10 protein-coding genes are annotated in these 12,695 nt (G+C 43.0%); 3 read left to right on the plus strand and 7 right to left on the minus strand.

The features are described 5' to 3' along the window. Positions 1-11: 11 nt before the first annotated feature. The 3 genes from ACSSS3_RS14290 to ACSSS3_RS14300 are packed head-to-tail and all read left to right on the plus strand — an operon-like array spanning position 12 to position 4,427. On the plus strand, positions 12-1,661 hold the full coding sequence (locus ACSSS3_RS14290) for a solute:sodium symporter family transporter (RefSeq protein ID WP_228228263.1): 1,650 nt from the start codon (positions 12-14) through the stop codon (positions 1,659-1,661). 45 nt (positions 1,662-1,706) lie between these two features. Further along, entirely contained in the window at positions 1,707-3,218 is a 1,512-nt protein-coding gene (gene araA / locus ACSSS3_RS14295) for an L-arabinose isomerase (RefSeq protein ID WP_442845197.1), read from the plus strand. A 24-nt stretch (positions 3,219-3,242) separates the two neighbouring features. After that, positions 3,243-4,427: an aldose epimerase family protein gene (locus ACSSS3_RS14300; protein ID WP_442845198.1), complete on the plus strand. Its 1,185-nt coding sequence runs from the start codon at positions 3,243-3,245 to the stop codon at positions 4,425-4,427. Positions 4,428-4,499: 72 nt separating this feature from the next. Here the strand turns inward: ACSSS3_RS14300 and ACSSS3_RS14305 are convergent, their stop codons facing one another. The 7 genes from ACSSS3_RS14305 to ACSSS3_RS14335 all read right to left on the minus strand — a co-directional run bounded on the left by ACSSS3_RS14305 (position 4,500) and on the right by ACSSS3_RS14335 (position 12,640). Further along, a complete protein-coding gene (locus tag ACSSS3_RS14305) occupies positions 4,500-5,729 on the minus strand; it encodes an acyloxyacyl hydrolase (RefSeq protein WP_442845199.1) in 1,230 nt (409 codons plus the stop codon). A gap of 114 nt (positions 5,730-5,843) precedes the next feature. Beyond that, entirely contained in the window at positions 5,844-6,413 is a 570-nt protein-coding gene (locus tag ACSSS3_RS14310; protein ID WP_442845200.1) for a YdeI/OmpD-associated family protein, read from the minus strand. Positions 6,414-6,416: 3 nt separating this feature from the next. Further along, positions 6,417-8,111: a M1 family metallopeptidase gene (locus tag ACSSS3_RS14315; protein ID WP_442845201.1), complete on the minus strand. Its 1,695-nt coding sequence runs from the start codon at positions 8,109-8,111 to the stop codon at positions 6,417-6,419. After that, entirely contained in the window at positions 8,047-8,505 is a 459-nt protein-coding gene (locus ACSSS3_RS14320; RefSeq protein ID WP_442845202.1) for an RES family NAD+ phosphorylase, read from the minus strand. The genes ACSSS3_RS14315 and ACSSS3_RS14320 overlap by 65 nt, the downstream gene beginning before the upstream one ends. Next, a complete protein-coding gene (gene parS, locus ACSSS3_RS14325; protein ID WP_442845203.1) occupies positions 8,505-8,993 on the minus strand; it encodes a type II RES/Xre toxin-antitoxin system antitoxin in 489 nt (162 codons plus the stop codon). The genes ACSSS3_RS14320 and parS overlap by 1 nt, the downstream gene beginning before the upstream one ends. 51 nt (positions 8,994-9,044) lie before the next feature. Beyond that, entirely contained in the window at positions 9,045-10,400 is a 1,356-nt protein-coding gene (locus ACSSS3_RS14330; RefSeq protein ID WP_442845204.1) for a M28 family peptidase, read from the minus strand. 35 nt (positions 10,401-10,435) lie between these two features. Continuing rightward, positions 10,436-12,640, minus strand: coding sequence for a bifunctional alpha,alpha-trehalose-phosphate synthase (UDP-forming)/trehalose-phosphatase (locus ACSSS3_RS14335; RefSeq protein WP_442845205.1), 2,205 nt, complete (start codon positions 12,638-12,640; stop codon positions 10,436-10,438). Between the last annotated feature and the right edge of the window lie 55 nt (positions 12,641-12,695).

Here is a 12,695-nt window from a genome sequence, read left to right on the forward strand (position 1 = left end):
ATTTTCATATTATGGGACTAATCACTTTTGCCGCATTTACACTGTTAGTGGCGGTTATTTCGTATTTCGCGTCGCGTACGACCGATGAGACCACCTCAGACGGGTATTTCCTGGGAGGACGTAGTCTTACCGGTCCGGTAATCGCGGGATCTTTACTGCTTACTAACCTCTCTACCGAACAGATCATCGGTACCAACGGTGTAGGTTTTAGTGAAGGTATTCTTATTGCTGCTTATGAGATTATTGCCGCAGTTGCAATGGTATTTACTGCGTTTGTGCTCTTGCCTAAATATTTGAAAGGAGGTATTTCTACCATTCCGCAATTTTTAGAAAAACGCTACGGAAAACTTACGAAAACGATTGTGTCTATCCTGTTTTTGATGGCGTACGCAATCTCGATGCTTCCCACCGTATTATACTCGGGTGCATTGGCGATCAATACGATGTTTGATCTTCCCGAGCGTATGGGCATGTCGCCTGAATCTGCCCTTTGGGTAACCGTATGGGGTATTGGCCTTATCGGTTCGGTGTATGCAATTTTTGGGGGATTGAAAGCCGTTGCAGTTTCCGACTCGATCAATGCTGTAGGTCTTATTGTAGGAGGTTTATTGATTCCTATTTTTGGATTGATGGCCGTAGGTGACGGAAGTGTCATTGAGGGTATGAACGTGTTGACCACAAACCTGCCTGAAAAGTTTGACATTCTGGGTGGTCCTAATTCTTCGGTGCCGTGGACCACTCTATTTACCGGGATGTTAATTGTAAACTTTTACTATTGGGGTACTAACCAGGCAATCATTCAGCGGGCTTTAGGTGCCAAGAACCTTGCTGAAGGTCAAAAGGGTCTTTGTCTTGCTGCTTTTGTAAAAATCTTAGGTCCTATTATCGTGGTATTGCCGGGTATCATTGCCTTCCAATACTTCAATGGAAATTTGGACAATGCTGATGAGGCTTATCCTATGCTTGTAAAAGCGGTACTTCCCACTGCTTTTGTAGGGTTCTTTGCAGCGGTACTTTTTGGTGCGATTTTGAGTTCGTTTAACTCGGCTCTTAACTCGTCTGTGACCCTTTTTGGTCTTGACCTGTACAAACAATATTTCAACAACAACGCTTCAGAAAAGCAGGTGGTACGTGCCGGTAAAATCTTCGGTACTTTACTCGCTGTATTTTCGATGATGATTGCTCCTTTGCTCTATGGCGTTGAAGGAGGTATTTTCAATTACCTGCAGGAACTTAACGGTTCGTTTAGTGTGCCTATCCTTGCCATTATTTTGGTAGGTTATTTCTCAAAACGTGTTTCCGGCAAAGCCGCAAATATTGCGATTGTTTTTGCGGTAGTTACCTATCTGGTGACCCTTTACGTGATCAAACCCATCATCACCGGTAATGCGGTTACAGCTGCAGAAGCAGGAGGTATTACTGACGCTTCAGAACTGGCTGTGATTGCTAAAGAAGCCTTCCCAAGTTTCTTACACATTATGGGAATCATCTTTGTTTTGGTACTGGGAATACTGTTTAGTGTAAGTAAATTCTACCCACGCGAAACCGATTATCTGGAGGAATACACCCGTCAGGTGGATATCACTCCGTGGAAATATCTAAAACCCGCCGGTATTGCGATCTGTGCAATGGTAGCGATGGTCTACATCTATTTCTCTTAAACTGAAAAGCATCTTAATAAAATTAATACGACTACAACCTATTTTATGAATTACACTATTGAACATTTAGAGGTCTGGTTTGTAACCGGAACCCAACATTTATACGGCGAAGAAACTCTGAAGCAGGTGGCTGCCCACTCTCAGGAAATAGCTTCAGGCCTGAATAACTCTAAAGACATTCCGGTAAAGATTGTTTACAAAGACCTGGTAAAAACTCCAAACGAAATTACAGACCTGTGTCTGGAAGCAAACGGAAACAAAAACTGTATCGGTTTAATTTTATGGATGCACACCTTTTCACCTGCTAAAATGTGGATTAAAGGTCTTAACCTGCTTACCAAGCCGGTTTGCCACCTGCATACGCAATTTAATGCGGCCATTCCGTGGGATAAAATCGATATGGATTTTATGAACTTAAACCAGTCGGCTCACGGAGATCGGGAGTTTGGTTTTATGATGTCGCGTATGCGTAAAAAGCGTAAAGTGGTTGTAGGTCACTGGCAGGAAGCCCGTGTTCAGCAAAAACTCGGCATTTTTACCCGTGTAGCTTTGGGATGGAATGAGTTCCAAAACCTGAAGGTAGCCCGTATAGGAGACAATATGCGTGAAGTAGCCGTAACCGAGGGGGATAAGGTTGAAGCGCAGATGCGTTTTGGTTTTACCGTAAACGGTTTTGATTCTTCAGACATTGTTGCTAAAATAAACGAGATCAAGCAGGAAGATTTGGATGCACTGCTTAAAACCTATGAAAGCGAATACAATTTAGCCGATAAAATTAAGGAAGGTGGCGCACAGCGCGATTCACTCGTAGAGGCCGCTAAAATTGAATTGGGACTTCGTGCCTTTTTAGAGGAAGGTGGTTTTGGTGCTTTTACAGATACGTTTGAAAATTTAGGTGAACTGAAGCAATTGCCAGGTATCGCAACCCAACGTCTTATGGCTGATGGTTACGGTTTTGGTGGAGAAGGTGACTGGAAAACTGCTGCTTTGGTACGCGCTATGAAAGTAATGGCAATTGGTATGGAAGGCGGTACTTCGTTTATGGAAGATTATACCTATCATTTTACGCCAAAAGGTTCATACGTTCTGGGATCACACATGCTTGAGATTTGTCCTTCTATCGCAGACGGAAAGCCGAGTTGTGAGGTGCATCCTTTAGGAATAGGAGGAAAGGAAGATCCTGCGCGTTTGGTTTTTAATTCGCCCGAAGGTCCTGCAATCAACGCTTCTTTGGTAGATATGGGTAACCGTTTCAGACTTATTGTCAACGAAGTGGAAGCCGTTAAACCGGAAGCTGACCTGCCGCATTTACCGGTAGCTCGCGTGCTTTGGGATTGTAAGCCAAACCTTGATATTGCTGCCACAACATGGATTTTAGCGGGTGGCGCGCACCATACCGTGTACAGCCAGGCGGTTACGACAGAGTTTATGGAGGATTTTGCCGATATTGCAGGTATTGAACTGGTGGTAATAGACGATCAAACGCGTGTGCGTGACTTTAAAGACACACTAAATGCGAATGAAGCTTATTTTCACTTGTTTCAGCATAGAATGTAATTAACAACTTAGCTTTTATCATTTATGAATATAATTAAAAGATTACTGGTCGTTCCTGTTGTTTTGGGAATGGCGTTTACAGCAGTTAACTGTAAAAACGAGACAAAAAAAGACGAGACAGCTGTAGTGGAGGAGATGCCAGAGGCATCGATCACCAAATCTGATTTCGGGATGTTTCAGGATAGTATTCCGGTAGCCAAATATGCTTTGGTTAACGCAAACGGAATGCAGGTAGATATCATTACCTACGGAGGGATCATCACCAGCTTAAAGGCTCCAAGTAAAGACAGCACTTTTCAGGATGTGGTTTTAGGTTTTGACAGTCTGGATAAGTATGTGGAAGGTTCGCCTTATTTTGGGGCAATCATTGGCCGCTACGGAAACCGTATTGCTAAGGGTACTTTTGAACTTGAAGGTCAGACCTATCAGTTACCGGTAAATGATGGTGAAAACAGTCTTCACGGAGGTACTGCCGGTTTTGATAAAGTGGTTTGGAATGCCGAAGAAGTAAAAGACGGCGATAATGTAGGTTTAAAACTTACCTATTTAAGTCCTGACGGGGATATGGGATATCCCGGGAATCTGGAAACTTCCGTAACCTATACCCTACAGGCAGACAATACCCTGATGGTGAAATACGAAGCAACGACTGATAAGCCAACTGTGGTAAATCTTACCCAGCATTCGTATTTCAATCTTTCCGGGGATTTTGACAAGACTATTTTGGATACCGAAGTGATGATCAATGCAGATCAGTACCTTCCGGTTGATGCCGGTTTAATCCCTACCGGAGAGCTTCGACCTGTTGCTGGGACACCTTTCGATTTTAATACACCAAAGAAAATCGGAACCGAAATCAATGCCGAAGATGATCAACTGAAAAAAGGCCTGGGCTATGACCATTGCTGGATTTTAAATGGAACCGGTGGCGAAATGACATTAGCAGCTACTGCTCTTGATCCGGAAAGCGGAAGATTTATGGAAATTATGACCACCGAGCCTGCGATTCAGTTCTACACGGGGAATTTTCTGGATGGAACCCTTACACAAAAAGACGGCGAAGGCACCTATGCTTACCGAAGTGGTTTTTGTTTAGAAACCCAACATTATCCTGATTCACCAAATCAGGCTGATTTTCCTTCAACGGTTTTAAAACCCGGAGAAAAATACGAGACTACCACTTCTTTTAAATTTTCGGTAAAAGAATAGCTGTAAATAATTTCAAAGCAAAAGCCCGCTTCAATTCTGAAGCGGGCTTTTTTTATACTGAAGGTTTTCGTTTTACTTAAAATTGAAGTTATATACGTAACCCAGACTGATTTCGGTAAAATCTGCCTGACCTAAATTGGCATTGATGTGTCCACCCAGGTACACATTATTCCTTCGCGGTTTTGCTGTTGACCAGAGGTAGTATTTAAGGCCCATACGTGCCGAAACGGTACGTTTAAATTCGTAATACCAGTCCAGATTTTTATAGGCCAGTTCGGTTGGAGGCTCCTCATACTGAATGATATAAGAGTAGGATTTATTGATGCGGTAATCGAGCGCATAAAACGGTTTGTAAATATTCAGGCCAACATTTACCTCAAAGCCCACGTGATTCATCAACAATTCACCGGACCCAAATACACCAAGATTGGTGGCATAACCGTAGGGATTATTCTTAAATTCGGGATAGTTTTCCTGAGTAAGCCTGTTATCAGATTCAATAAAATCCTGATAGTCTTTATAATATCTGTAGTAGGCACCCACGCCGATTTTAAAGGTGTTGTTAATGACTTTTCCGTATGCGAGATTAAGATTATACACCGGCTTTTGCGTATTGAATAGGGGAGCTAAAACGCGTATTCCCAGTCCGGTTTCGGCGTTCAGATAATTGTAGGTAGAGCGCTTAAAGCTTGTAGAATCTGTCTGTTTTTGGGACTCTTCAATCGTGGCATAATTAAGCTGTGCCGAAATTCCACCCATAAAAGAATTCAAACCCTGGTTTGGAAGGCGGGTATGGCCGTTTGAATTGTGGATGTATCCGAGCCCCAAACGCCAGTTTACTTTGCTGTTTGGCGTAAGCCCGTAATACATAAAAAGTTTGAAATTCCAGTTGAGGTGTGTACTGATCGCCCTATTGTATTTATTGGTTTCAAGGTCATAAGTTTCGGTAAAATAGGAGGCACCGGTACCTACCTGTACATTAAGATCATTAAATGTTTCCGGTAGCAATTGAAACTCAGCAAACGGAAGCACCGAAATCCCGTAGCCTAAAGCTTCGGGATTACCCAAGTCGATAAGCCCCAGACTGACGCCTGTTTTGGGTCGGTTGAGCCGGTATGCCCACTCGTCTTCGTTATCGGCGTTGGTATTACCCAGGCTGAGGTAAAGCGATTTTTGCAGATCGGTCTCCGGAAATTTATAATTGGAAGGAGAGGTGACGCCTGCGTTTAATTCGGTCGTAAAAAAACGTGAATACAGGTGATTTTTTGATTGGTCTTGAGCTTTACCTGAGTTTTGGAACATCAGGTAAAGTACTAGTGGGAGTAAATGTCTGTAATACAAGGGACTATAATTTGTGCAAATAAGCAACTTTTAGAGTTTAGAAACAATCTAAAATGTTAAAAAGTCCCAATGGCTTTAGCCGCGCTGCTTTTTATTTTGAGCGCAAAGCATCACAATTTCTTCAACCCGTTTTTGACGGGTTTCCTCCCGCTTAGCCTGATTGAGCCAATACAGGTAATTTTTGCGATACCCTTTTGCAAACGAATTATAATTATATAGCGCCTCCGGGTTTTTATCAAAAGCTTCTCTTAAATCATCAGGAATAACACCGTTTTCGACATCGTCCAGTAAAGACCACGAACCGTTTTGTTTTGCAGTTTCAATAGCTTCAAGCCCACTGCTGTGCATAAATCCGGCTTCGGTAAGTTGGGTGACATAATCCTTATTAATCGCACTCCAGCCGCTATTTGGGTTGCGCTTACAGAAATATTGCTTTCTGCGTTTATCGTCAATTTTTCTAACGGTACTATCTATCCAACCGTAGCAAATAGCAACCTGCACCGCTTCTTCCCAACGCATACTTTCTTCTTCACTATCTACTCTATAAAAAATCAATTCAATGCCTTCACTACTTGCGTGATTTTCGTGCAACCAGGTTCTCCATTCTGCTGCATTTTTAAAATAATGTAAAGGCCTTTTAGACATGTACTAATTGACTTTTTTGCTTTCTATATAAAAATTACGGTCTACTGCTACGTCTTCAATAGTGTTTTTGAATTCTTCAGTTTTCCATTCAGCAGTGGGATAAATCCAGCTTTCGCTATCATTTACCTGAATTTTTACAGGCATATCAAAACCATCAACGATATCTAGGTATCTAAATTTGAGTGTTTTGCCCTCTATTTCGTATTGCAATAAGGGTATTTGAGTCGTACGTAAATATTGATCCCAGAATTGGGTTAAATCAATCCCGCTTTGGTCACTAATGTACTGTTCAACTTGTGCTGAGGTCACGGTTTTGTGATAGAACTCTTTGTTTAAGCCGCGTAGAATTTCGCGCCATTTTTCATCATCCTCAATAAGCTGGCGTACGGTGTGTAAAACATTTGCACCCTTATAATACATATCACCACTACCTTCATAGTCTACGCCATAAATCCCGATAATGGGGCGGTCGTTGCGTATAGCATTGCGTGTACCTATCACATAATCAGCAGCAGCTTCTTTGCCGTAGTGATAATCCAGGAACAGGTTTTCAGAATAGGCGGTAAAGCCTTCGTGCACCCACATATCGGCCACGTCTCTGTTGGTGATATTATTGGCAAACCACTCGTGTCCGCTTTCGTGAATAATAATGAAATCAAACTTCAATCCCCATCCGGATCCTGACAGATCGCGGCCTAAATAACCATTTTCATATTTATTACCGTAGGTGACATTGCTTTGGTGTTCCATACCCAAATAAGGCACTTCAACCAGTTTGTAGCCATCCTCATAAAACGGGTAGGGGCCAAACCAATGCTCAAACGCCTGAAGCATACGAGGTACATCTTTAAAATGACTTTTTGCTTTCTCCAGATTTTCCTTCAGCACGTAAAAGTTGAGGTCAAGCGTTCCGTTTTCGCCTTCATAGGTATCTGAAAAATGCGCATAATCTGCAAGATCTGCGCTCACAGCGTAGTTGTTTATAGGGTTTTTCACTGACCAATGATAGGTAGATTCTATTTCAGTCGAAGACGAATCAACCAAACGACCATTACCTACACCCATAATATCTTTTGGGACGGTAATGTAGAGGTCAAGACTGTCTGCCTCATCGTAGGGAATATCTTTGTTTGGCCACCAGATAGAAGCACCAATACCCTGATTGGCATTAGCGGCAAAGGTTTTGCCCTGAGCATCTTTTTGCCAGGTCCATCCGCCATCCCAGGGCAAACGGGCTCCAACGCGAGGCTTACCTTCAAATTTTAAGAGTAACTCATACTGCTTGCCTTTCTTTTGTTTTTCTTTAAGCGAAATAAAATGTGCCAGACCCTGCTTATCAATTTCCAGCTCTTTACCATCTTGAGTTGCACTAAGGAGTTTCATAGGCTCCTGCAAATCAATCTGAATTTTTTCGTTAGGTTCTAAAACCGTGTAGGTAACGGTGTTGCTTCCGGAAATAAATTCGTCTTCAGGATTGATGTCAACTTTCAAATCATAATGATTCAGGTCCCACCAGGCACGCTCCGGAGTGATACTTCCCTTTAAGGTGTCCTGCTTGCTGAATTCTTTTTTAAGGGATTGCGCTTCGGCACAGCTAAAGTTTAGCAGGCTGAAAACCAAAAGCCCTGCACAGCTAATGGAAGAGGCGTTTGTCAAGCGGAAAATGTGTTTGAGATTGAATTTTAATGTCTTTTGCATCGGGATGATTCAGATTGATTAAATAATTAAAGTCACCTTGTACGACTGCCGAAGGTACTTTTAAAATTGCAAATTTGCCATCAGAAATAAACTGATCGCCAAATTGCTGCGTGTTTAGGTTATAGGGAAAATCGTTCCAGAATTCCGGTAATTCAGAATCAGGAAGGTTTTTGATAGCCAGGGAGTCCGGAATATCAATTTCAAGCATCATGAAATCTTTTGGCAAAGCCGAAAGACTCAAATGCACGGCTATTTCTGCAAGCGCTAAAGCCCTGCTTTGGGCCGTGTACAGGATTTCGACACCTTTGCTATTCCACCGTGCGCCGCGTAATGCAGCCCCTTTACCCGAAAGGCTGTCTGCATATTTTTCACGGGATAAACGGTAAACAATCATTAAGCAAAAATACCCTGATCTATATGGTGTAGCTCGTCTAGAACCAGATTTTTGCCGAAAGAATTGCTTAGCAGATCTATGGGCTTAAAATTACCAAGCGAAAAGCTGGGCGTGTTGAGCCAGTCGTAAAATTGCTTACGGGAATCAAATACCTGAGCTCCTAACTGGGTGACTTCTGCCAATTCAAAAATTTTCTCGGCGTGTGCAGGTTTAAAAATGTGATCACCTGCGGCCTTAAAGCGATCTAAAGAGCGTTTTGAAATATTTAAAAAATTTGCCCAGTCCTCATCATCAAAGGGAGACTCTTCTTGGATGAGTTTAAAAATACGATAGGGAACACCGCTGTTTATGGCGTGAACCACGCGCATAGGACTATCCAGAAAAGTACTATAAGCCATTGCCGACTCATTTACAGTGCCTTCCTGAGTATAAATCTCAGAATAGTAGGAATTAATTTCCTCGTCTAAACGTTTATGCAAATCGCTCATCAGTGACAAATTTCCGTAAAATTATGACATTTGTCCTTGTTTTGCAATTTTTTAGCGCATAATTTGATTCGGGAAAACAACCAGACTTTCGTGACCGTTTGCTCCAACAGCCGAAACTCCAAAGAAGTAATTATCAATAACAATCCCTTCTAAGCTGGTTTCTTCAACATCTCCTACATAGCGACTGTAATCCCAGGTAGGAGAGGTGGTATCTCTCCAGTACACTTTATACCCTACCGCGCCGTCTACTTTTGTCCATTTCAGCTTTACATCGGCTTCTACAATTCCGCCAATTTGTACTGTTTCCGGAGCAGGTGGAGCCCAGGCCAGACTCGCCAGATTGATTGCGTTTACTGAAGTAAGTTTTGCAGCATACGGGAAGTTCACATGTTCTACCACGTCGCCATAATTTATACCATCTTCGGTACGAATATCCTGATGCTGTTGGGTATAATTTTCGTGCGCTTCCATAATGCGTATTCCGGCGAAGCCGAGATCATTAAAAGGACGGTGATGTCCACCGCGTCCAAAACGATCCAGACGATAGATCATCATCGGGTTCATCTCGGGCATGTATTTTTTGACGTTGCCATAAACGTAACGCGCGAGTTGTCGTGAAATGCCATCTACCTCGCCTCCGTAAAAGCGACGGGCATTGCGTTCTCTATCGGTTTCTTCCTTAGCGGTTATAGCTTCCGAAAAAATTCTAAAATCCCGGTTGCTTATCACGCCGTCAACGCCTTCAATATTACCAATCATATCATTATTTAGAACCCCGATGATATCCCAGCCTTGTTTTACCGCATATTCGGCGAGTCCCTTACCTCCAAAGAGTCCCTGTTCCTCGCCCGAAAGCCCTACATAGATAATGCTGTTTTCAAATTCGTACTTTGAAAGTACGCGTGCTGCTTCCATCGTGCCGGCCATTCCGCTGGCATTATCATTAGCTCCGGGAGCATCGGTCTCAAAATCCATCGTATTGCTGGCTCGTGTGTCAATATCCCCACTCATAATGATGTAGCGGTTGGGATATTTGGTTCCCTTCTGAATAGCCACTACGTTAACCACATAGGCTTCTTTTGGGATGCGATTGCCCATATCTGGAGTAACCAGATCCTTTTGATAAAAAACATCCAGACAGTCCCCACAGGCTTCTGAGGTCTTATCAAATTCAGCCTTAATGTAACGCCGCGCCGCGCCAATACCACGCGTATCGCTCAGGGTATCACTAAAAGTATTACGGGTTCCAAACCCGGCCAGCGCCCGTACATCTTTTTCTATACGATCTGCCGATACCGAATTGATAATTCCGTAGATGCGTAAATCGGTTTCCGAGGGAACATTGTTCTGAGCCTGGACACTGTAAATACCAAGTGCAACGAATACTAGGGGAAAAATCCTTTTCATATATTTTTTAAAGGGAATATAAAGAACGTTGAAAATTAATTATCTGCAAAGCGTTTCAGGAGATCGCGTACGCGGTCTGTGTCATCCACATAAAAACGGGCTGCCGTTTTTTGAAGTCCCACTTTAATACTGTAGGTATCTTCCGGTAAATCCTGAAACATGTATTCATCGGTCCAATCGTCGCCAATAGCGAATTTGAAATCGTAGTTTTTATCAAAAATATGCTTGGTCGCGGCCTTGCCTTTGTGAATGGTACTGTCTTTAATCTCCAACACTTTATTACCATCCAGCACACCGAGTTCATTATTGGCCGAAAGTTCTTTTAAAACGGTTGAAAGTTCGCTGGCGCGTTTTTCACCCAAATCGGGGTCGGCATTGCGATAGTGCCAGGCCAGAGAGTAATTTTTTTCTTCAATAAAAGTACCGGCGGTACGGTCTACAAATTTCTCCAGAATGGGTTTTACGGTTTCCATCCAGTCGTTTCTCAATGCTTCGGTTACTGCCCATTCTCCGCCAATAGGACGTTTCCAGACTCCGTGTTCGGCAATGAGCGTGATAGGCACATCCTGCCACCATTCGCCCAGTGTATGCCGGTCACGACCGCTGATGATAACCACTTCGGTGTTTTCCTGACTTTCTATTTTGCGCACCAATTCAATGAGTTCATCGTCGGGACTCGCATCATCCGGATTGTTTACAAAAGCTCTTAAAGTCCCGTCGTAATCGAGGAACAAAATACGTTTCTTGGCTTTTTTATAATCTTCCAGCATTTGATCTTCCCGCTCACGCTGCATACGTACCGCTTCGACGATATCAGACTTGTGTGTGGTTTCATAGAGTGCATTCATAAAGTCTTCGGCCCATTTTTCAACATTGTAGCGCTTCAGTCTTTTTTGGAGGAATTTATTACGTTTAATTTGTTCGTCTTCCGGCATTTCTATGGCCAGCTTCAGCGCATCGGCAATTTCTTCAAAATTATTCGGATTGATTATGACCGCCTCGCTCATTTCCTGTGCAGCTCCGGCCATTTCACTTAAAATCAAAACCCCGGTTTTATTAGTTCGCGTAGCAATATATTCTTTGGCGACCAGATTCATTCCATCCCTAATAGGTGTAAGCAACGCCACTTCACAGGTGGTGTACAGGTCTATAAGATTTTCAAAAGGCATTGAGCGGTAAAAATACCAGATGGGCGTCCAGCTTACCGAAGCAAACTTTCCATTGATACGCCCCACGAGTTCATCTACTTCCTTTTTGAGCAATTGATACTGCGGAACGTTAGAACGCGAAGGTACTGCAAGCATTACCAGGCGTACTTTTTCTTTAAACTGCGGGTATTTCTCCAGAAAGTATTCATAAGCCCTGATGCGGTTTGCGATTCCCTTACTGTAATCCAGACGGTCTATAGACAGGATCATCTTGGCATCGGGCGTAGAATCGATATGCAAATCCAGGCGTCGCTGCAATTCGGACTGGTTTTTTGCCGTGTCGTGTTTTTCAGCTGCGTCTGCAAACTTTTTGTAGTCAATTCCCATTGGGAACGAGTTCACCGTGATCATTCGATCTTTTAGCGTAATCTCGTTAAAACTGACCTCATGTCTGAGAATTCGGGAAACCGAACTTAAAAAGTGACGTTGATAATCGTAGGTATGAAAGCCTATAAGGTCTGAACCTAATAATCCTTTTAAAATTTCTTCCCGCCACGGAAGGATTCGGAATACCTCATAAGAAGGGAAGGGAATATGCAGGAAAAACCCAATCTGCACATCGGGCCGTTCTTTTTTAATCAATGCCGGCAAAAGCATCAGCTGGTAATCGTGAACCCACACCGTATCGCCTTCTTCAATATTGTCGAGTACCACTTCGGCATATTTCTCATTTACCCTTTTATAACTCTGCCAGCTCTCTTTTTCAAATTCGGCATATTCAATAAAATAGTGAAACAGCGGCCAGATGGTACGGTTGGAGAAGCCGTAGTAAAAGCCATCTATGTCATCCTGATTTAAGGAAACCGGAACGCACTGCTCCTGAATCGTGGCTTCAACCACATCGTCAACCAGATCTGCGGGAATTTCTTCTTCGGTAAGTCCGGTCCAGCCAATCCAAACGCCATTGCCATCGCGGTGTACCGATTTCATGCCGGTAGCAAGACCGCCCACACTGGGGGTGGCTTCAATTTTGTGGTTTTCGATTTTTAACTGGAGGGGAAGTCTGTTAGATATTATGATCGTTTTGCTCATAAAAAGAGTTAATGGCGGGTTAGATTTTTTGTTAATGCTTAAATTTCGGAAAAAC

Source organism: Leeuwenhoekiella sp. H156, from assembly GCF_052218455.1.
GTDB classification, from domain to species: domain Bacteria; phylum Bacteroidota; class Bacteroidia; order Flavobacteriales; family Flavobacteriaceae; genus Leeuwenhoekiella; species Leeuwenhoekiella parthenopeia.